Consider the following 20541-nt stretch of genomic DNA (forward strand, 5'->3'; position numbering starts at 1 on the left):
GCGCGGCTGTTCAATGACGAAGCAAGCAAAGGAAACCCCATGTCGCGCAAAAAGAACGACATCGACGAGCTGGACGATGAAACCCTGGCCCTGCTGGCCTGGTGCACCGAGGTAGAAGCCCACCTGGTCGCCGCCGGCGCCACCGAGGCGGAAGCGCAAGACCACATCGAAGAGCAGGCCGAGTGGTATACCGACATGTTCTACGATGGCCTCAGCCCGGCCGAGGCCGCCAAGCAGGCGCTGGCATGAGCCAGCGGCTGGCCGTTATCGACTTTGAAACCACCGGCGTGGCGCCGGGGCCGCAGGGGCGGGCTACCGAAATCGGTATCGTGCTGCTGGAAGCAGGCGAGGTGGTGGACCGCTACCAGAGCCTGATGAACGCCGGCGTGTGGGTGCCGCCGATGATCCAGCAGCTTACCGGCATCAGCAATGCCATGCTGCAGGCGGCGCCGCCGGCTGCGCAGGTGATGGCCGAGGCGGCGCGTTTTGTCGGCAGTGCGCCGCTGGTGGCGCACAACGCCAGCTTCGATAGTAAGTTCTGGGACTACGAGCTGGGTTTGCTGGGCCTGCAGCGCAAGCAGGCGTTTGCCTGCACACTGCTGCTGTCTCGCCGGCTGTTGCCGCAGGCGCCGGATCACAAGCTTGGCACGCTGACGCGCTGGGCGGGCCTGCCAGCCACCGGCCGGACGCACCGCGCGCTGGCCGATGCCGAAATGGCGGCCAACCTGTGGCACTATCTGCAGCACACCTTGCAGCAGCGTCATGGCGTGCGCCAACCCGGTCACGATTTGCTGTGCAAGCTGCAGAAAGTACCCGCCGCCAAGGTGGCGCAGTACCTGCAGCAGGTGGCCACGGCCTGAGCTGTCGCGCCAAACGTTCAAAAACAAACCCCGCCACGGCGGGGTTTGTTGCGTCTGGCGAGGCGGTTCAGGGTTGGCCGCTGACCATCTCTCCGCTGACGAAGAAGGCACCGCCGGCCACGTGGTGCAAGCTGCGCAGGCCGTCGTGCCCGTCGAAGTGCCAGCGGCCGTCGCTGAAGACGCGGCTGTCGGCCTGGGCGGCGACCACCTCGGCGATAAACAGGTCGTACTGTTGCTGGTTGTGCGGTTCCTGGATGATGCGGCATTCCAGGTAGGCGCTGCAGCCGGCGACCAGCGGCGCGCCGATGCGCTGCGCCGGCATGGGTTGCAGCTCGCTGGCGGCAAACTTGTCGCAGTCGGCGCCACTGGCGCTGCCGGCGGCGACCACCGCGTGGGCCTGGTCGCGGCCGGGCACGTTCAGCGCAAACTCGCCGGAGGCTTCCATCAGCTTGCGGGTATGGGTGGCCTTGTCGATCACCACCAGGATTTTCGGCGGGTCGAAATCCAGTGGCATGGCCCAGGCGGCGGCCATCACGTTGTGGTGCCCGTCGTGGGCGCTGCTCACCAGTACGGTCGGGCCGTGATTCAGCAGGCGGTAGACTTTGTCGAGCGGCACGGCTTGCAGGGTGCTCATGGCGCCACCTCCGCGTCTTCGGCATCGGCACGCCAGTGGCCGCTCTTGCCGCCCTGTTTTTCCAGCAGCCGCACGCCGGCGATAGTCATGCCGCGGTCGACGGCTTTCAGCATGTCGTACACGGTCAGCAGGCCGGCCATGACGGCGCTGAGTGCTTCCATTTCCACACCGGTGCGGCCAACCGTTTCGGCAGTCACAGTGAGGTGCAGGCGGCAGGCGTCGTCCTGGTAGCGGAAATCCACCGCCACGTGGCTGAGCGCCAGCGGGTGGCACAGTGGAATCAGGTCGGCGGTGCGCTTGCTGCCCTGGATGGCGGCGATACGGGCAATGCCCAGTACGTCGCCTTTCTTGCTGTTGCCGGCTTGCAGCAGCGCGTAGGTGTCGGCGTGCATGCTGATATGGCCGCTGGCAACTGCCACACGGCGGGTTTCGGCCTTGCTGCCGACGTCGACCATATGGGCCTGGCCGCTGGCGTCAAAGTGGGTGAGGGTGCTCATGCGTAATGATCATGATGTGAGGGTGGCCTACGATAACGCGGGGCAAGGTTGGCCGCAATCGGCCGGGCGGCGTAGTGGGGCAAGCGCCTGATTTGATGGGGGGCGGTGCGAACCAGCTGGCGGGCAGGACAGGGCAACGGCATCGTGGACTGTTCAATTCGACACTGCGTGCTATACTCGCCCTTTGCTTTGGCCGCCTGCCTTGGCCCGTTTTGCGGGCTGACACGCAGCTCGACAATACATATTTCATGGCGCTGGAAAGCAAAATCTGCAAGATTCCCCAAGCATCGCGGTTTACCCGATGGCTTTCCCGCTTCTGGCTACAACCCCACACCTTTTGAATCTAAGGATTGGACATGCAAGTACAACTGGAAACGCTGAGCGGCCTGGAGCGTCGCATGAGCATTGCACTGCCGCTGGCTGCTATCGACGCCCAAGTGGCCGACCGCCTGAAGCGCGTAGCGCGCACCGCCAAGATCCAGGGTTTCCGCCCGGGCAAGGCTCCGGCCAAGATCATCGAAGCCAACTACGGCGCCCAAGTGCGTGAAGAAGTGCTGGGCGAGCAAGTTCAGCAGAGCTTCTACAAGGCTGCCGTTGAGCAGAAGCTGCGCGTAGCCGGCTACCCGCGTTTCGAACCGGCCGAAGGCGATGCCGAGACCTTCAAGTTCTCCGCTTCCTTCGAGGTATACCCGGAGATCGTGATCGGCGAACTGGCCGGCAAGGAAATCGAAAAGCCGAACACCGAAGTGACCGACGCTGAAATCGACAAGACTGTCGACATCCTGCGCAAGCAACGCACCCGTTTCAACCGTGTTGAGCGCGAAGCTGCCAACGGCGACCGCGTGATCATCGACTTCAAAGGCACCATCGACGGCGTAGCCTTCGAAGGCGGCAGCAGCGAGAACTTCCCGTTCATGCTGGGTCAGGGCCAGATGCTGCCGGAATTCGAAGCCGGCATCATCGGCGCCAAAGAAGGCGAAACCAAGACCGTGGAAGTGAACTTCCCGGCTGATTATCATGGTCAGGACGTGGCTGGCAAAACTGCCGTGTTCGAGATCACCGTGAAAAACGTAGCGGCTGCCGAACTGCCGGAAGTGAACGAAGAATTCGCCAAGCTGCTGGGTATTGCCGACGGTGACGTGGCCAAGATGCGCGCTGAAATCCGCAAGAACGTTGAGCGTGAAGTGAAACGCCGCCTGTCCGCCCAGGTGAAAGAAAACGTGATGCAAGCCCTGATCGACGTGACCCCGATCGACCTGCCGAAAGCGCTGGTAGACCTGGAAGTGGGCCGTCTGATGGACCAGGCTCGTCAAGACCTGCAACAGCGCGGCATGAAGCTGCAAGACATGCCGCTGCCGGCTGACCTGTTCACCAAGCAAGCCGAGCGCCGCGTGGCTCTGGGCCTGATCCTGGCGCAAGTGGTAGAAGCCAACCAGCTGGAAGCCAAGCCGGAGCAAGTAAAAGCCCTGGTGGAAGAGTTCGCCGAAAGCTACGAGCAGCCGCAAGACGTGATCGACTGGTACTACGCTGAAGCCGGCCGCCTGGAAGGCCCGACTTCGATGGTGCTGGAAGATAATGTGGTTGAATTTGTGCTGGGTCGCGCCAATGTTGTACAGAAGGATGTTTCCTTCGAAACCCTGATGGGCAACAACGCCTGATCTGTATCACTGCAACCGGAGAGGTCGATGAAATCGATGTTTGAACCGCAAGGTCTGGGCCTGGTGCCCATGGTGGTGGAGCAAAGTGGCCGTGGCGAACGCGCCTACGACATTTTCTCGCGCCTGCTGAAGGAGCGTATCGTGTTCCTGGTAGGCCCCGTTACCGACGAGTCGGCCAATCTGGTGGTAGCACAGCTGCTGTTCCTGGAGTCGGAGAATCCGGACAAGGACATCTACCTGTACATCAACTCGCCTGGCGGTTCCATTACCGCCGGCATGTCGATCTACGACACGATGAACTTCATCAAGCCGGATGTCTCCACCCTGTGCATTGGCCAGGCTGCCAGCATGGGTGCTTTCCTGCTGTCTGCCGGTGCCAAGGGCAAGCGCTTTGCGCTGCCGAACAGCCGCGTGATGATCCACCAGCCGCTGCTGTACGGTGGCGGCCTGAGCGGCCAGGTGACCGATATCGAAATTCATGCCCGCGAACTGGTGAAAACCAAGGCGCACATGAACGAACTGCTGGCCAAACATACCGGCCAGACCATCGAACAAGTACAAGCCGATACCGAACGCGACAACTTTATGTCTGCCGAGCAGAGCCGTGAATACGGCCTGATCGACAAGGTGCTGAGTTCGCGTCTGGATGCGGCTGTTTAATTCAGGACGTCTATCTGATGGCAGACAAAGGCAGTAACGACAAGCTGCTGTACTGCTCCTTCTGCGGCAAGAGCCAGCACGAGGTGCAGCGTCTGATCGCCGGCCCGCAGGTCTACATCTGCAACGAGTGTGTAGACCTGTGCGGCGACATCATTCGCGAAGAGACAGAAGCCAAGATCGGCGACAAGGCCGAGTCGGGCGCACCGCCTGCCTTGCCGACGCCGCAGGAAATCCGCAGCACGCTGGACCAGTACATCATTGGCCAGGACCCGGCCAAGAAGTCGCTGGCGGTGGCGGTGTACAACCACTACAAACGGCTGTACACCCCTAGCAGCAAGGACGACGTGGAGCTGTCCAAGAGCAACATCCTGCTGATCGGCCCCACCGGCTCCGGCAAGACGCTGCTGGCGCAGACCCTGGCCAAGCTGCTGGACGTGCCGTTCGTGATTGCGGACGCCACCACGCTGACCGAAGCCGGCTACGTGGGCGAAGATGTCGAGCACATCATCCAGAAACTGCTGCAGAAGTGCGACTACGACGTAGAAAAAGCACAGCGTGGCATCGTGTACCTGGACGAGATCGACAAGATTTCCCGCAAGTCGGAAAACCCGTCCATCACCCGCGACGTGTCGGGCGAGGGCGTGCAGCAGGCACTGCTGAAGCTGATCGAAGGCACGGTGGCTTCGGTACCGCCGCAAGGTGGCCGCAAGCACCCGAACCAGGAGTTCATCCAGGTTGACACCACCAACATCCTGTTCATTTGCGGTGGCGCGTTTGATGGTCTGGAAAAGATCATCCGCCGTCGCTCGGAAAAGGGCGGTATCGGCTTTGGTGCCGAGGTGATGTCCAAGGAAGACGGCAAGTCGATCAGCACGCTGTTCCGCGAGGTAGAGCCGGAAGACCTGATCAAGTTCGGCCTTATCCCCGAGCTGATCGGCCGTCTGCCGGTAGTGACCACGCTGGAAGAGCTGGACGAAGAAGCGCTGGTCAGCATCCTGACCCAGCCGCGTAACGCGCTGATCAAGCAGTACCAGCGTCTGTTCGCGATGGAGCAGGTAGAGCTGGAAGTGCTGCCGTCGGCGCTGCGTGTGATTGCCAAGCAGGCGCTGATTCGCAAGACCGGCGCCCGTGGCTTGCGTTCCATTCTGGAACGCTCGCTGCTGGATACCATGTACGAACTGCCGTCGCTGGAAGGCGTCAGCAAGGTCGTTGTAGACGAAAAAGTGATCGAGCAAGGCCAGAAACCGGCTTTCATCATGGCGCAGCCGGAAGCCCCGGCTGACGAGGCTGCCGCCAAGTCTGCCTGATTGCTGGACGGGTTCCCTGTTCGCCAAACCGCCCGCGAGGGCGGTTTTTGTTTGCAGCTGTTATTAAGTGCTTTAGCATGCTTGATATGGTCAGATTTGCCCACATCTGCCACTAGACTGAATTCCACCAAGAGCAAGGTTAGGTGATATGCCACAACCCGCCGAACTAAAAGACCAAGCCACCCTCGCGCTGCTGCCCCTGCGTGACGTGGTGGTGTTTCCACACATGGTGATTCCGCTGTTTGTGGGCCGACCCAAATCCATCAAGGCGCTGGAACAGGCCATGGAAGAGGGCAAGCAGATCCTGCTGGTGGCGCAACGCGCCGCCGACAAGGACGAGCCCCAGGCGGACGACCTGCACGAGATCGGTACCATCGCCAGCATCCTGCAGATGCTGAAGCTGCCGGACGGCACGGTGAAGGTGCTGGTTGAAGGCCGTCAGCGTGCCAAGTTGGCCGCAGTGCAGGATCACGAAGAATACTTTACCGCCACCATCGATCCGGTGCCTTTCGATAGCGAAGACACGCCGGAAGTGGAGGCGCTGCGTCGCGCACTGCTGGCCCAGTTCGAGCAGTTCGTGAAGCTGAACAAGAAAGTGCCTGCCGAGGTGCTGTCCTCGTTGTCCGGCGTCGACAAGGCTGGCCGTCTGGCTGACTCGGTGGTGGTGCACCTGCCGCTGCGTCTGGAAAACAAGCAGGAAGTGCTGGAGATGTTCGACATCAAGGCGCGCATCGAGCACCTGCTTGCCATGATGGAAAGCGAGATCGACATCCTGCAGGTGGAAAAGCGCATCCGTGGCCGCGTCAAGCGCCAGATGGAAAAGAGCCAGCGCGAGTACTACCTGAACGAGCAGGTCAAGGCCATCCAGAAAGAGCTGGGTGAAGGCGAGGAAGGTAACGACCTCGATGAACTGGAGCGCAAGATCAAGGCCGCCGGCATGAGCAAGGACGGCAAGGAAAAGGCGCTGTCCGAGCTGAAGAAACTGCGCATGATGTCGCCGATGTCTGCCGAAGCCACCGTGGTGCGCAACTACATCGAAACACTGATCGATCTGCCCTGGAAGAAAAAGAGCAAGATCAGCAAGGATATCGATGCGGCGGAAACCGTACTCGACGAAGACCACTTTGGCCTGGAGAAGGTCAAGGAGCGCATTCTGGAGTACCTGGCGGTGCAGCAGCGCGTTGATCGCCTGAAAGCGCCTATCCTGTGCCTGGTAGGCCCACCGGGCGTGGGCAAGACCTCGCTGGGGCAGTCGATTGCCCGAGCCACCGGTCGCAAGTTCGTACGTATGGCGCTGGGCGGCGTGCGCGACGAGTCCGAGATCCGCGGTCACCGTCGTACCTACATCGGCTCCATGCCGGGCAAGGTGCTGCAGAACATGACCAAGGTGGGTGTGAAAAACCCGCTGTTCCTGCTGGACGAAGTGGACAAGCTGGGTGCCGACTTCCGTGGCGACCCGTCCGCGGCGCTGCTGGAGGTGCTGGACCCGGAACAGAACCACGCCTTTGTCGACCATTACGCCGAGGTGGATTTCGATCTGTCCGACGTGATGTTCGTGGCTACCGCCAACTCGCTGAATATTCCGCCGGCGCTGCTGGACCGTATGGAAATCATCCGTCTGGCCGGCTACACCGAGGACGAAAAGGTCAACATCGCCACCACCTACCTGCTGCCCAAGCAGATGAAGAACAACGGTGTGGTGGAAGGCGAGCTGGTAGTGCAAGAGGCGGCCATTCGCGACATCGTGCGCTACTACACCCGTGAAGCGGGCGTACGTAGCCTGGATCGCGAGATTGCCAAGATCTGCCGCAAGGTGGTGACTGCGCACAGCAGCAAGAAGAGCGACAAGGTGACCAAGACCACGGTCAGCAGCAAGACCCTGGAAAAATACCTGGGCGTGCGCCGTTTCGACTTTGGCTTGGCCGAAGAAGAAAACCGCATTGGTCAGGTGACTGGCTTGGCCTGGACCGAAGTGGGCGGCGAGCTGCTCACCATCGAGGCGGTCGCCTTGCCGGGGAAGGGCAATATCATCCGCACCGGCCAGCTGGGCGAGGTGATGCAGGAGTCGATTACCGCTGCCATGAGCGTGGTGCGCAGCCGTGCGCGTACGCTGGGTATCAAGCCGGACTTCTACGAGAAGCACGACATGCATATCCACGTGCCGGAAGGCGCTACGCCGAAAGATGGCCCGTCGGCCGGTATTGCGATGACCACGGCGCTGGTGTCGGTGCTCACCGGCATCCCGGTGCGCGCTGATGTGGCGATGACCGGCGAGATCACGCTGCGCGGCGAAGTGCTGCCGATTGGCGGCTTGAAAGAGAAGCTGCTGGCCGCTCAACGCGGTGGCATCAAGCGTGCGCTGATTCCGAAGGGCAACGTGAAAGACTTGGCCGAGATTCCGGCCAACATCAAAAACAAGCTCGAAATCCTGCCCGTTAAGTGGATCGATGAGGTTTTGTCATACGCACTGGAAAGCGAGCCGCAGCCGCTAACCGAGGCAGAATTGGCTGTAACGCCCGCCGCTGCTGAAGTTGCGACAAAGTCCGCGCCGATGACGCATTAATGACGCATTGTTTTGATTTGCTGAAGAAACCGCGCTAGCATCAGCTTTCAGGAGGGGGTGAAAACACGGTCACCCCCGCTGAAAGCCGCTTGACACAAGGATTTTGGCCTTGCTATAAAGCTAGCGGTTTTATTCAGTACTCCGTACACCGAGAACGACGAAAGGGGACTTAACGTGAACAAGTCTGAACTGATTGACGCTATCGCCGCCAAGGCAGACATTTCCAAAGCAGCTGCCGGCAAGGCACTGGACGGCATGATCGATGCTGTTACCGAAGCGCTGAAGGCTGGCGACACCGTCACTGTTGTAGGCTTTGGTACCTTCTACGTGGGCGAGCGCGCCGAGCGTAGTGGTCGCAACCCGAAGACTGGCGAGACCATTACCATCGCTGCTGCCAAGTCTCCGAAATTCCGCGCCGGCAAGGCGCTGAAAGACGCGCTGTAATCAGCGACTGCCCGGCAGCAATGCCGGGCACCAGCGTGCCAGTCACTCTGCGCTGTCCCCGTAAAGGCTGCGCCAGACAATCAGCAAGGTGAACGGCCAACGTTCACCTTGTTTCTTTGGTAGACCCCGATACGTCATGTTTGATTTCGTTCAGAACAACAATACCGCCATCAAGGTCATCCTTGGTGCGGTGGCGCTGACCTTTGTCGGTTTTGGTGTCGGCAGCTATAGCGCTGCGGTGGAAGACCCATACTTGGCCAAGGTAGGTGGTGCCACGATTTACCAGAAAGACGTCGAACGTCAGCTGGAAGGGCAGCCGATCAATGCTGCCTCGCGCCAGGCAGTGCTGGAAAACCTGATCCGTCAGGAAATGCTGCTGGCCGAGGCGCGTGGCAATCATCTGACCGTGTCGCCGCAACAGTTGCGTACGGCCATTGCCGCCATTCCGGCGTTCCAGGATAACGGCCAGTTCAGTGCGGCCCGTTATACCGAATTCCTGCAGGCACGCTACATGAGCCCGCAGGCGTTCGAGGAGCAGATGAGCCGCGACCTGCTGCTGCAGGCGCAGGTGGCGCCGTACCTCAATGGCAACCTGGTGTCGCATACGCTGGCCGCCCGCATGGCGGCGCTGGTATCCGAAGTGCGCGAGGTGCGCAGCGTGGTGCTGAAGCCCGAGCAGTTCGCGGCCAACGTCAAGCTGGACGACGCCATGGTGAAGGCCTACTACGACGCCAACCTGAAGCGCTTCAAAACCGCTGACCAGGCCAAACTGGAGTACGTCACCCTGTCGCAAGACGCCATCGCCCAGGCCATCAGCGTGAGTGATGCCGACGCCAAGGCTTACTACGACAAGCACGCCGGCGAGTTTTCCAGCGAAGAGCGCCAGGTATCGCACATCCTGCTGACCGTGGACGCCAAGGCACCGGCGGCTGACAGGGCCAAGGTCAAGGCCCAGGCCGATGCGCTGCTGAAGGAAGTGCGCGCCAATCCGGCCCGCTTTGCCGAGTTGGCCAAGACCCGCTCGCAAGACCCGGGCTCGGCCCCCAATGGTGGTGATCTGGGCTTCTTCGGCCGCGGTGTGATGACCAAGCCGTTCGAGAGCGTGGCGTTTGCCATGAAGCCCGGCCAGATCAGCGAGGTGGTGGAAACCGAGTTCGGTTACCACATCCTGAAGCTGGACGCGGTGAAGAGCAGCGATTTCGAATCGCAAAAAGCGGCGGTTGTCGACAAGCTGCGCAAGCAGAAAGCGGCGGCGGCCTACCGTGCGGCAGTAGAAAAGCTGACCGACGTGGCTTACCAGCAAGGCGACTCGCTGAAAGGCGTGGAAGCGGCGTTGAACCTCAAGGCGCAGCAATCCGACTTCGTGCCGCGTAGTGGCAAGGCGGGCGACCCGTTGCTGGGCAATGCCAAGCTGCTGGAGGCTGCCTTCAGCGACGACGTGCTGAAGAAAAAGCATAACAGCGAGCCGGTAGACGTGGGCAACAACACGCTGGTGGTGGTGCGGGTGGCCGAGTTCCAGCCGGCGCGCCAGCGTGCGCTGGCCGAGGTGCAAGCCGAGATCCGTACCGAGCTGACCGCACGTGAAGGCGCCAAGCTGGCGGCGGAACGTGGCGCAGCCATGCTGGCCGAACTAAAAGCCGGCAAAGGCACCAGCGCCAGCTGGGGCGAAGCCAAGAACCTGTCGCGTCGTGACGCTGCCGGCACCCCGGTTGCCGAGCTGCGCGCGGTGTTTGCGGCCAACCCCAAGCAGCTGCCGGCCTACACCGGTGTCAAGCGTGACAACGGCGAGTACGTGCTGTACAGCGTGGACAAGGTAGTGCCGTCGCAGAGCCTGACGCCGGAACAGACTGCGCAGCTGGGTATGCTGCTGGGCGAGATGTCGGCCAACAACCTGATGTCGGCCTATCTGGAGCAGCTGCGCCAGAAGCACAAGGTGGTGATCAGCCAGACACCGGCAGAACAGTAAGCGCTGCCACGGCGCCCCGCCCGGCGGGGCCGACAAGGCCTGCTTGCCCTGCAAGCAGGCCTTGTCATTGCTGCTTGCCGTGGCCAGGCTTGCGCCAGGTAAAGAAAAAGGCCCCTTGCGGGGCCTTTCATGGTGCGGCGAAGCGGAATCAGGCGGCAAAGTTGTCGGCCACGAAGTTCCAGTTCACCAGCTTCCAGAAGCCTTCCAGGTAGTTCGGGCGGCTGTTGCGGTAGTCGATGTAGTAAGCGTGTTCCCACACGTCGCAAGTCAGCAGCGGCTTCTTGTCGGTGGTCAGCGGGGTAGCGGCGTTGCTGGTGGATACCAGGTCCAGGCTGCCGTCGGCGTTTTTCACCAGCCAGGCCCAGCCGGAGCCGAAGGTGCCAACGGCACAGGCAGCAAAGGCTTTCTTGAACTCGTCGAACGAGCCCCACTTGGCGTTGATGGCGTCAGCCAGCGCGCCGGTCGGTTCGCCGCCAGCGTTCGGGGCCAGGCCGAACCAGTAGAAAGTGTGGTTCCAAACCTGAGCAGCGTTGTTGAAGATGCCGCCGGAGGATTTCTTCACGATCTCTTCCAGGGAGGCGTTCTCGAACTCGGTGCCCTTGATCAGGTTGTTCAGGTTGGTGATGTAGGTCTGGTGATGCTTGCCGTAGTGGAATTCCAGGGTTTCCTTGGAAATGATCGGCGCCAGGGCGTCCAGGGCGTACGGCAGTTCGGGCAGTTTGTGTTCCATCGTGCTCTCCAGAGTTAACAAGCAAAACAGCATGTGCTGTTCGACTGCTACAGTTTACTGTAATTGGCCGGCATCGCCAATTGTTGACCAAATCACTACACTATATAAGCTAATTCTTTTTGAGGTTCGTCACGTGCAGTTTGATGTAATCGTGTTAGGCGCCGGCGCAGCCGGCATGATGTGTGCTGCCACCGCCGGCCAGCGTGGCCGCAGCGTGCTGCTGCTGGATCACGCCGACAAGCTGGCGGAAAAAATCCGCATCTCGGGCGGGGGGCGCAGCAACTTCACCAATATCCACGCCCGTCATGACTGCTATGTGTCGGATAACCCCAATTTCTGCCGTTCTGCGCTGGCGCAGTTCACGCCGCAACACTTCATCGCCATGGTGGAACGCCACGGCATTGCCTACCACGAGAAAAAGCTGGGCCAGCTGTTCTGCGATGACAGCAGCCAGCAGCTGATCGACATGCTGGACGCCGAGTGCCGCGCTGCCGGCGTCGACCGCCGCATGGGGGTGCAGCTCGCCGAGGTTGGCCACAACGACGCCGGCGGCTTCCGTGTGGATACCAGCATCGGCACCTTTCACTGCCAGTCGCTGGTGGTGGCAACCGGCGGGCTGTCTATTCCGCAAATCGGCGCCACCGGCCTCGGTTACCGCATCGCCGAGCAGTTTGGCCTGCCGGTGACCAAGCTCGACCCGGCGCTGGTGCCGCTGACCTTCCACGTGGACGACGCCGCCCGCTTTGCGCCGCTGGCCGGCGTGTCGCTGGACGTGGAAGTGCGCATCGGCAAGGTGCGCTTTCGCGAGAACGTGCTGTTCACCCATAAAGGCCTGTCCGGCCCGGCCATCTTGCAGATTTCCAGCTACTGGCAGCCGGGGCAGGAGATTGTCATCGACCTGCTGCCCGATACCGACGCCGAGGCGTGGCTTGAAGCGCGTGCCGGCAGCGACCAGCTATTGGCCAACGCCATGGGCGAGCTGGGTTGGCCGCGCCGTTTTGCCGAAGCCTGGCTGGACGGGCAGGGCGCACACCTGCGTGGCCGTGACCTGTCGCCGAAAAAGCGCCGCCAGCTGGCCGAAACGCTGCACAACTGGCGCGTGCTGCCCAATGGCACCCAGGGCTACAAAAAGGCCGAAGTGACCCGTGGCGGTGTGTCGACCAAGGCGCTGTCGTCCAAGACCATGGAAGCGGCCAGCGTGCCGGGGCTGTACTTCATCGGCGAGGTGGTGGACATCACCGGCTGGCTGGGTGGCTATAACTTCCAGTGGGCGTGGTCTTCCGGCTTTGTGGCCGGTAAAAACTGCTAGAATCGCATTCTCTTCCCTGCCGGCCTCGCGCCGGCGCACAGGGTTGGCCGCGGCCAACCTTTGTTGTTTGTGCCCAAGCCAGGACCTATGAGCGAATTTGAATTCAACGACGCCTCCGTGGCGGCCATCCGTACCCCGCCACATTCCATCGAAGCCGAACAGTCGGTGCTGGGCGGCCTGCTGCTGGATAACAGCGCCTGGGAAAAAGTTGCCGACCTGCTGACCGATGGCGACTTCTACCGTCACGACCACCGCATCATCTTCCGCCACATCGCGCAGCTGGTGGACCTGGCGCGCCCGGCCGACGTGGTGACGGTGTCCGAAAGCCTGGACAAGCATGCCGAGCTGGCCAACGTCGGCGGCTTGGCCTACCTGGCCTCGCTGGCGCAGAACACGCCGTCGGCGGCCAACATCCGCCGCTACGCCGAGATCGTGCGCGAGCGTTCGGTGATGCGCGCGCTGGCGCAGGTGGGCACCGAAATCGCCGAGTCGGCCTACAACCCGCAAGGGCGCGACGCCGCCCAGCTGCTGGACGAGGCCGAAGGCAAGGTGTTCCAGATTGCCGAATCCACCGCCAAATCCAAGCAGGGCTTTCTGGAGATGCCGGCGCTGCTGAAAGAGGTGGTCGAGCGTATCGACATGCTGTACAGCCGCGACAATCCGGACGAAGTCACCGGCGTGCCCACCGGCTTTCACGATCTGGACGCGCGCACTTCCGGCCTGCAGCCGGGTGACCTCATCATCGTGGCCGGCCGTCCGTCGATGGGTAAAACCGCCTTCTCGATGAACATTGCCGAAAACGTGGCCATCGAAGCCGGCCTGCCGGTAGCGGTGTTCTCGATGGAGATGGGTGGCGCCCAGCTGGTGATGCGGATGCTGGGTTCGGTTGGCCGCCTCGATCAGCACGTGCTGCGTACCGGCAAACTGGGCGACGAAGACTGGCAGAAGCTGACCTACGCCATCGGCAAGCTGTCCGAGGCGCCGATGTACATCGACGAAACCCCGGCGCTGACCGCGCTGGAACTGCGCGCCCGCGCCCGCCGCCTGGCGCGCCAGCACGGCGGCAAGCTGGGCCTGATCGTTATCGACTACCTGCAGCTGATGAGCGGCTCCGGCAAGAACGACAACCGTACCGCCGAGCTGGGCGAGATTTCGCGCGGCCTGAAAGGCCTGGCCAAGGAGCTGCAGGTGCCGGTGATTGCGCTGTCGCAGCTGTCGCGGGCGGTAGAGCAGCGTACCGACAAGCGCCCGATGATGTCCGACTTGCGCGAATCGGGCGCCATCGAGCAGGACGCCGACTTGATCATCTTCATGTACCGCGAAGCCTATTACAAACCGGAAGAGATCGACCTGAAAAACCAGGCCGAGGCCATTATCGGTAAGCACCGTAACGGCCCCACCGGCCGCGTACGGCTGGCCTTCATCGGCCAGTACGCCAAGTTCGATAACGCCGCCACCATCGGTATTTCCGGCTGGGCGGACTCCGACGAATAACATCTTGCGGCCAACCCCGGCTGCACACCCACTGCGAGAACAAGCATGAGCTACTTCGACAAACACGTGTTCATCTGCTGCAACCAGCGCGCCGAAGGCGAGATGTGCTGTAACAACCACGGTGCCAGCGAGCTGCTGGCGTACATGAAAGACCAGATCAAGGCGCGCGGCCTGGCCGGCAGCGGCCAGATCCGCGTCAACAAGGCCGGCTGTCTGGGCCGTTGCGACGAAGGCCCGGTGCTGGTGGTGTACCCGAACGAGACCTGGTACACCTTCATCGACAAGGAAGACATCGACGAGATCGTGGAAGAGCACATGGTGCACGGCCGCATCGTGGAAAGGCTGAAGATCTGATGCTGAAGCAGCCGCACAAACTCGACATCGCGGGGCCGGTAGGCAAGCTGGAAACCATCTTCATTCCGGCGGTGGGCGACGCTACCGGCATTGCGGTGATCTGCCACCCCAACCCTACGCAGGGCGGCACCAACACCAACAAGGTCATCCAGACCGCCGCCAAGTCGCTGTCGCAGCTGGGCTATGCCTGCTACCTGCCCAACCTGCGTGGCGTTGGCCACAGCGAGGGCGAGCACGATTACGGCGCCGGCGAAGTGGACGACGTGCTGGCGGTGGTGGCGCACGCCCGCGCCGAGCAGGGCGAGCTGCCGCTGGCGCTGGCCGGTTTTTCGTTTGGCGGTTTCGTGGCGGCGCAGGTGCGCGCCCGCATCGAGTCCGACAAGCTGCTGCTGATGGGCGTGGCGGTGGGCAAATACGCCATCCCCACGCCGCCGGTGCCGGCCGATACGCTGGTCATCCACGGCGAAGCCGACGAGGTGATTCCGCTGTCGGCGGTAATGGATTGGGCGCGCCCGCAGCATCTGCCGGTGATCGTGCTGCCGGAGGCCGGCCATTTCTTCCACGGCCGCCTGATCCAGCTGGGTAACCTGATCAAGCGTTGCTGGTAAGCCTGCGCGCCCGCGCAGCCAACCTTGCCAACCCCCGACAGCTTCGGCTGCGGGGGTTTTGCTTTGCTGGCACTTGCGGCGCGGCTTCATGCCTGCCAATGCTAAGCCTGCTTTGTTAAATTCCCCTGCGGAATATGGATGTCACTTTATATTATTTTTTGTATCCAGTAGACAGCTATAGACTTGCCTTCCATATCAAACGACAAGCTGCTGCCACACCGCAGCGGCACAGGGCAAGGCATGATCGAAGTACAAAGCATCAGCAAACACTACCAGCACGGCGGCAAAACCATCGCCGCGCTGGATAACGTCAGCCTGCAGATTGCCAGTGGCGAGATTTACGGCATCATCGGCCGCTCCGGCGCCGGCAAAAGCACGCTGATCCGCTGCCTCAACCTGCTGGAGCGGCCGGACACCGGCCACGTCAGCCTGCACGGCGAGGACATTACCCGCCTGGACGAGCGCGCACTGCAACAACGCCGCCAGCGCATCGGCATGGTATTCCAGCATTTCAACCTGCTGCGCTCGCGCACCGTGGCGGCCAACGTGCGCTTTCCGCTGGAGCTGGCCGGTGGCCTGAGCCCGGCGCAGATGGATGCCCGCGTGGACGAACTACTGGCGCTGGTGGGGCTGCAGGATCACAAACACAAGCGCCCGTCGCAGCTGTCCGGCGGCCAGAAGCAGCGCGTCGGCATTGCCCGTGCGCTGGCCAATCACCCCGACCTGTTGCTGTGCGACGAGGCCACCAGCGCGCTGGACCCGGAAACCACTGACGCCATCCTGGCGCTGCTGGCCGACATCAACCGCCAGCTGGGCCTGACCATCGTGCTGATTACCCACGACATGCGCGTCATTCGCCAGCTGTGCGACAGCGTGGCGGTGCTGGACCACGGCCGCGTGGTGGAGCAGGGCAAGGTGCTGGACGTGTTCCTGGCCCCGCAGCACGCGGTAACGCAAAGCCTGCTGGCGGAAACCGGCATGGGGCAGGGCGCACTGCAAGGCATCTGGCGCCAGCGTGTGGTCACCCCGGTGATCAAGCTCACCTTCGTCGGCGAGCCGACGCTGCAGCCGGTGCTGGACAAGGTTGGCCGCGAGGTCGGCCTGCGCGTCAACCTGCTGTCCGGCACGCTGTCGGAAATCAAGGACACCCCATTCGGCCAGCTGCTGGCCGGCGTGGTGGCGTCGGATGTAGACGTGTCGGCGCTGCCGGCCATCTTTGCCCGCGAGGGCGTGCGTTGCGAGGTGCTGTAAATGGCGGATTTTGACTGGAGCCTGTTGCTCACCGTGGATTGGGCCGAAATCGGCGAAGCCACACTGGATACCCTCACCATGCTCGGTGTATCGATGCTGTTTACCGTGCTGGCCGGCCTGCCGCTGGGCGTGTTGCTGTTCATCTCGGCGCCGGGCCAGCTGCGTGCCCGCCCGCGCTTGTACGCGGTGCTGTCTTTCCTGGTAAACGTGCTGCGTTCACTGCCGTTTGTCATCCTGCTGATCGTGCTGATGCCGTTGACGCTGCTGCTGGTGGGCACCTCCATCGGCGTGGCTGGCGCCATCGTGCCGCTGGTGGTGGGCGCGGTACCGTTCTTTGCCCGTCTGGTAGAAAACGTGCTGCGCGAAGTGGACCGTGGCGTGATCGAAGCCAGCCAGTCCATGGGCGCGCGCTTGCCGCATATCGTGTTCAAGGTGCTGCTGCCGGAATCGCTGCCGGGCCTGATCGGTGCGGCCACCGTCACCGCGGTGGCGCTGGTGGGCTACACCGCCATGTCTGGCGTGATCGGTGGTGGCGGCCTGGGTGACCTGGCCATCCGCTACGGCTATCAGCGCTTCCAGACTGAAATCATGATCGTCACCGTGGTACTGCTGCTGGCGCTGGTGCAAGGCCTGCAGTCTGCCGGTGACAGCCTGGTACGCCGCTGTCGCTTCGACTAAGGCCATACCGCCTGCTTTAACTCCGTTAATCATGCTGTGCCCCGCATGCCCGTGCCGATCCGGCTGGGCAGGGGGAAGACTTTCTCTCAAAAAGGAAAAACCATGACCCGCATCAGCAAACTGGCCGCTGCCGTCAGCCTCGCCGCCATCGCCTTTGCCGCCCAGGCCCAAAACGTGAAACTGGTTGTTGCCGCATCGCCGGTGCCGCACGCCGAGATCCTGGAAGCGCTGAAACCGACGCTGGCCAAGCAAGGCGTGGATCTGGAAGTGAAAGTGTTCAACGACTACGTGTTGCCGAATACCCAGGTGCAAGAAAAGCAGCTGGACGCCAACTTCTTCCAGCACATCCCGTACCTGGACAAGTTCAATAAAGACCGTGGCACTACCCTGGTGGTAGCCAGCAAGCCGGTGCACATCGAGCCGTTCGCGGCCTACTCGGCCAAGTTCAAGAAGGTAGCCGAGCTGCCGAAGGGCGCTACCGTGGCCATTCCGAATGACCCGACCAACGCCGGCCGCGCGCTGCTGCTGCTGGACCAGGGCGGTGTGATCAAACTGAAAGACCGCAAGAACATCTACCCGACCAAGAATGACATTGCGGCCAACCCGAAAGACCTGAAAATCAAGGAACTGGAAGCCGCCACGCTGCCGCGCGTACTGAACCAGGTAGACCTGGCGCTGATCAACGCCAACTACGCGCTGGAAGCCAAACTGAACCCGAAAAAAGACGGCTTGTTTGCTGAAACCACCTCGCCGTACGCCAACCTGCTGGTTTCCCGCAAGGACAACGTAAACAGCCCGGCCATCAGAAAGCTGGCTGCCGCGCTGACCAGCCCGGAAACCAAGAAGTTCATCGAGAGCAAGTACCAGGGCGCCGTGGTACCGGCGTTCTGATAGCGCCGCTGACCGATAGCCTGCTGGCTGTCGGTGCGGGTGAGGCATAAGCAGCAAGGGCCTGTCGCAAAGCGACAGGCCCTTGCGCGTTTGGGCTATGCGGCCTGCGCCTCAGGGCGGATCGTCCAACACATGAAAGCCCCCTTTGCCGCGCCGTTTGGCCTCGTACATGGCCCGGTCGGCGGCGGCAATGATGGTGTCTGCCGGGGTATCTGCAGCCGCCATCGCCAGATGGATGCCGATACTGGCGCCAATACGAGCGTGATGGCCGGCCAGTTGATAGGGCTGCGACAGTTTGCGCAGCAGTTTGGTCGCGATATCACCTGCATGCCGGGCAGTGCTGATGCCCGGCAACAACAAGACGAATTCGTCGCCTGCCAGCCTGGCGACACCATCGCTGCTGCGCACGCCGTGCCGCAGCCGTTGTGCGATTTGTCGCAGCAGCATGTCGCCGGCGTCGTGGCCGAAGTCGTCGTTGATCGCTTTGAAGCCATCGATATCGATGAACAGCACGGCAACGCTGCCCGCTTGCTGCTGCAGAGCCTCATACAAGCCTTTGCGGTTTAGCAGGCCAGTCAGCAGGTCGCGCCGGGTTTCCTGCTCCAGCGCCTGTTCGGTCAGTTTGCGGCGCGTGATGTCGTGCAGGAAGATGTTGAGATAGTGCTGGCCATCCACCGTATGCGGATAGGTACACACCTCCACCGTCAGCTCGTGGCCAAAGCGGCTTTGCAGCGTCCACTCCTGGCTGCGCACAGCACGCCCAGGCGGGAGCGTGAGCGCGTTGTGCAGGTGCAGCAGGCTGAAGTTTTGCGGGTGCTGGAACAGGATGCGCGCCAGCGGCTTGCCCAGCACCTCCTCATTGCGCCACCCCAGCATGTTGGCCGCCGCGTGATTCCAGCTGACGACCGTAGTCCGTTCGTCCAGGCAGATGTAGGCAGCGCTGGCATTTTCCAGGACGGCGGCGTGCTGCAGGTGGCGCTCCCACAGTGACTTTTCCACTTGCGACTGCAACGAGATAATGGTTTGCAAGCCATTGTTCAGAGCCTGCAGCTCCTTGACCTGCTGCTGCAGCAAGTCAAGCGGCGCGCATAGTGGCGCTGGCAGGGTAAAGCCGTGCAGTGTCAGGCAAATCACTTCCAGCCCGTCAGCGCAGCGGTGATGGCGGGCCTGCACCGTATCGGCGGGCGGCGTCATGCCTAGCGCCGAAAAGAGTTGCTGCAAGGCCGGCGTGGCGGTTTCGGGGAGTGCCAGTGGCGTACTGTGGCAATCGCCCGGCAACGCCCCTTGGGTAAAGTGGGTGGGCAGGTGCTGTCCTGCAAACAGCACGCCGTGGGTATCGAACACAGCGACAGGCATATCGGCCTTGCCGATGGCAGCGCCGAGGCTGCCGATCAGTTCCTTGATGCCATTCATATCAACATCCGGTTTGCGTGTTTGGTAAGCGAACCCGGGCACGCTTCTGCTGGCATGCAGACCTAGGGTTCGATGCACATTGTTCTCTCTTGCCGAGCACAGCGGGCCGAACATAGCCGACGCCTTGTCGGACAGTCAAACCATGGCCTGGCGCCGCATGCCAATGTCGCGCCGCGCTGCAGCATGCCGGGTGCTTTTAATGCCATGTGGGAGTAATGAAATGTCTGAAATCTGTCAGTAGCAATGCAATATGGCTACGAAGCGCTACAAAGTGGCCACTTTGTTTTTGCGGCGTGGTGCGGCTTTAAAACAGGCGCGGTATTTTTTGCATAATCAATAAAATTGAAATGAATGTTTGAAATCGATCCGGGTAAGCGGGTCACGCAGTGCTTTCTGCTGTGCCGTACGGATTGGTTCGGCTGCTTGCTGGCTGACGGCCCTTCCGCGGCGACAGGCTGCCAACGGTGCCTGTGGGGCAAAATGAGCCCGCTTCGGCATGGCAAGCAGCCTGGCCCGCATGAATGGCACGCAGTTTGTGGTATGGTACGGATGCGAAAAATTTCAGGACAGCGCGATGGCGGCTGGTGTTTGCCAGCCAAGGCGGCAAAGGCCCGGCCACGTTGCGAGGTCATTTAGATAAGGGTTTAAAGCATCATGCTGTTAATGATCGACAACTACGACTCCTTTACCTACAACCTAGTGCAGTACTTTGGCGAGCTGGGGCAGGAGGTAAAGGTTTTCCGTAATGATGAAATCACGCTGCAGGAAATCGAAGCGCTGAATCCGCAGTATCTGGTGTTGTCGCCGGGGCCGTGCACGCCCAACGAGGCGGGTATTTCGGTGCCGGCCATCCATCATTTTGCCGGCAAGCTGCCGATCATGGGCGTGTGCCTGGGGCACCAGAGTATCGGCCAGGCGTTCGGTGGCAAGATCATCCACGCCAAGCAGCTGATGCACGGCAAGGTGTCGCCGGTGTCGCACCATAATGTCGGCATGTTCCGCGACTTGCCCAATCCGGTGACCTGCACCCGCTACCATTCGCTGGTGATCGAGCGCGAATCGCTGCCAGATTGCCTGGAAATCACCGCCTGGACCGAGGACGGCGAGATCATGGGCGTACGTCACAAGACGTTGCCGATCGAGGGCGTGCAGTTCCACCCCGAATCGATCCTGACCGAGCATGGTCACCAGATGCTGCAGAACTTCCTCACCGAATTCGCCTGA

20 protein-coding genes and 1 pseudogene are annotated in these 20541 nt (G+C 61.8%); 17 read left to right on the plus strand and 4 right to left on the minus strand.

Annotated features, from left to right (window positions below; genetic code table 11):
* Positions 1–39 precede the first annotated feature (39 nt).
* Positions 40–249, plus strand: a complete 210-nt coding sequence (locus tag FLQ03_RS10620; RefSeq protein WP_144372164.1) for a hypothetical protein — start codon at positions 40–42, stop codon at positions 247–249.
* The gene (locus tag FLQ03_RS10625) at positions 246–860 is read left to right on the plus strand and encodes a 3'-5' exonuclease (protein WP_144372165.1); all 615 of its coding nucleotides are present in this window, start codon (positions 246–248) and stop codon (positions 858–860) included. Before FLQ03_RS10620 ends, FLQ03_RS10625 begins: the two co-directional genes overlap by 4 nt.
* Before the next feature lie 67 nt (positions 861–927).
* Here the strand turns inward: FLQ03_RS10625 and FLQ03_RS10630 are convergent, their stop codons facing one another.
* Both FLQ03_RS10630 and moaC read right to left on the minus strand, forming a co-directional pair.
* Positions 928–1494, minus strand: coding sequence for a flavin reductase family protein (locus FLQ03_RS10630; protein WP_144372166.1), 567 nt, complete (start codon positions 1492–1494; stop codon positions 928–930).
* On the minus strand, positions 1491–1991 hold the full coding sequence (gene moaC, locus FLQ03_RS10635; protein ID WP_144372167.1) for a cyclic pyranopterin monophosphate synthase MoaC: 501 nt from the start codon (positions 1989–1991) through the stop codon (positions 1491–1493). The genes FLQ03_RS10630 and moaC overlap by 4 nt, the downstream gene beginning before the upstream one ends.
* A gap of 356 nt (positions 1992–2347) precedes the next feature.
* Here moaC and tig point away from each other — a divergent pair, with 356 nt between their 5' ends.
* The 6 genes from tig (at position 2348) to FLQ03_RS10665 (ending at position 10589) form a co-directional block, all read left to right on the plus strand.
* The gene (gene tig, locus FLQ03_RS10640) at positions 2348–3649 is read left to right on the plus strand and encodes a trigger factor (protein WP_144372168.1); all 1302 of its coding nucleotides are present in this window, start codon (positions 2348–2350) and stop codon (positions 3647–3649) included.
* A gap of 27 nt (positions 3650–3676) precedes the next feature.
* Complete coding sequence (clpP, locus tag FLQ03_RS10645; RefSeq protein ID WP_144372169.1) at positions 3677–4309, plus strand: ATP-dependent Clp endopeptidase proteolytic subunit ClpP; 633 nt, start codon at positions 3677–3679, stop codon at positions 4307–4309.
* 17 nt (positions 4310–4326) lie between these two features.
* Positions 4327–5616, plus strand: a complete 1290-nt coding sequence (clpX, locus tag FLQ03_RS10650; protein WP_144372170.1) for an ATP-dependent Clp protease ATP-binding subunit ClpX — start codon at positions 4327–4329, stop codon at positions 5614–5616.
* Between the two features lie 148 nt (positions 5617–5764).
* Positions 5765–8179 carry an endopeptidase La gene (gene lon, locus FLQ03_RS10655; protein ID WP_144372171.1) on the plus strand — a complete coding sequence of 805 codons (2415 nt, stop codon included), beginning with the start codon at positions 5765–5767 and terminating at the stop codon, positions 8177–8179.
* Positions 8180–8353: 174 nt separating this feature from the next.
* Positions 8354–8623, plus strand: a complete 270-nt coding sequence (locus FLQ03_RS10660) for an HU family DNA-binding protein (RefSeq protein ID WP_144372172.1) — start codon at positions 8354–8356, stop codon at positions 8621–8623.
* A 136-nt stretch (positions 8624–8759) separates the two neighbouring features.
* Positions 8760–10589 (plus strand): SurA N-terminal domain-containing protein, encoded by a 1830-nt coding sequence (locus FLQ03_RS10665; protein ID WP_144372173.1) that lies wholly within the window; start codon positions 8760–8762, stop codon positions 10587–10589.
* A gap of 148 nt (positions 10590–10737) precedes the next feature.
* Here FLQ03_RS10665 and sodB read toward each other — a convergent pair whose 3' ends face one another.
* Positions 10738–11319 carry a superoxide dismutase [Fe] gene (sodB, locus tag FLQ03_RS10670; RefSeq protein WP_017509556.1) on the minus strand — a complete coding sequence of 194 codons (582 nt, stop codon included), beginning with the start codon at positions 11317–11319 and terminating at the stop codon, positions 10738–10740.
* A 133-nt stretch (positions 11320–11452) separates the two neighbouring features.
* Here sodB and FLQ03_RS10675 point away from each other — a divergent pair, with 133 nt between their 5' ends.
* The 8 genes and pseudogenes from FLQ03_RS10675 to FLQ03_RS10705 all read left to right on the plus strand — a co-directional run bounded on the left by FLQ03_RS10675 (position 11453) and on the right by FLQ03_RS10705 (position 17904).
* Entirely contained in the window at positions 11453–12628 is a 1176-nt protein-coding gene (locus FLQ03_RS10675) for a BaiN/RdsA family NAD(P)/FAD-dependent oxidoreductase (protein WP_144372174.1), read from the plus strand.
* A gap of 87 nt (positions 12629–12715) precedes the next feature.
* A complete protein-coding gene (gene dnaB / locus FLQ03_RS10680; protein ID WP_144372175.1) occupies positions 12716–14122 on the plus strand; it encodes a replicative DNA helicase in 1407 nt (468 codons plus the stop codon).
* 45 nt (positions 14123–14167) lie between these two features.
* Positions 14168–14476, plus strand: a complete 309-nt coding sequence (locus FLQ03_RS10685; protein ID WP_144372176.1) for a (2Fe-2S) ferredoxin domain-containing protein — start codon at positions 14168–14170, stop codon at positions 14474–14476.
* Positions 14476–15084 carry an alpha/beta hydrolase gene (locus FLQ03_RS10690; RefSeq protein ID WP_144372177.1) on the plus strand — a complete coding sequence of 203 codons (609 nt, stop codon included), beginning with the start codon at positions 14476–14478 and terminating at the stop codon, positions 15082–15084. Before FLQ03_RS10685 ends, FLQ03_RS10690 begins: the two co-directional genes overlap by 1 nt.
* A gap of 240 nt (positions 15085–15324) precedes the next feature.
* A pseudogene (locus FLQ03_RS10695) lies at positions 15325–16056 on the plus strand (methionine ABC transporter ATP-binding protein); the annotation flags it as partial.
* A 6-nt stretch (positions 16057–16062) separates the two neighbouring features.
* Complete coding sequence (locus FLQ03_RS19745) at positions 16063–16335, plus strand: NIL domain-containing protein (protein WP_476756204.1); 273 nt, start codon at positions 16063–16065, stop codon at positions 16333–16335.
* Positions 16336–17013, plus strand: a complete 678-nt coding sequence (locus FLQ03_RS10700; RefSeq protein WP_144372179.1) for a methionine ABC transporter permease — start codon at positions 16336–16338, stop codon at positions 17011–17013.
* Positions 17014–17115: 102 nt separating this feature from the next.
* Positions 17116–17904: a MetQ/NlpA family ABC transporter substrate-binding protein gene (locus FLQ03_RS10705; protein WP_144372180.1), complete on the plus strand. Its 789-nt coding sequence runs from the start codon at positions 17116–17118 to the stop codon at positions 17902–17904.
* 111 nt (positions 17905–18015) lie between these two features.
* Here the strand turns inward: FLQ03_RS10705 and FLQ03_RS10710 are convergent, their stop codons facing one another.
* Positions 18016–19317 (minus strand): sensor domain-containing diguanylate cyclase, encoded by a 1302-nt coding sequence (locus FLQ03_RS10710; RefSeq protein ID WP_170252380.1) that lies wholly within the window; start codon positions 19315–19317, stop codon positions 18016–18018.
* Between the two features lie 654 nt (positions 19318–19971).
* On the opposite strand from FLQ03_RS10710, the gene FLQ03_RS10715 reads away from it, so the two are divergent.
* Positions 19972–20541 carry an aminodeoxychorismate/anthranilate synthase component II gene (locus tag FLQ03_RS10715; RefSeq protein WP_144372182.1) on the plus strand — a complete coding sequence of 190 codons (570 nt, stop codon included), beginning with the start codon at positions 19972–19974 and terminating at the stop codon, positions 20539–20541.

This window comes from Vogesella urethralis (assembly GCF_007644045.2).
GTDB classification, from domain to species: Bacteria; Pseudomonadota; Gammaproteobacteria; order Burkholderiales; family Chromobacteriaceae; genus Vogesella; species Vogesella urethralis.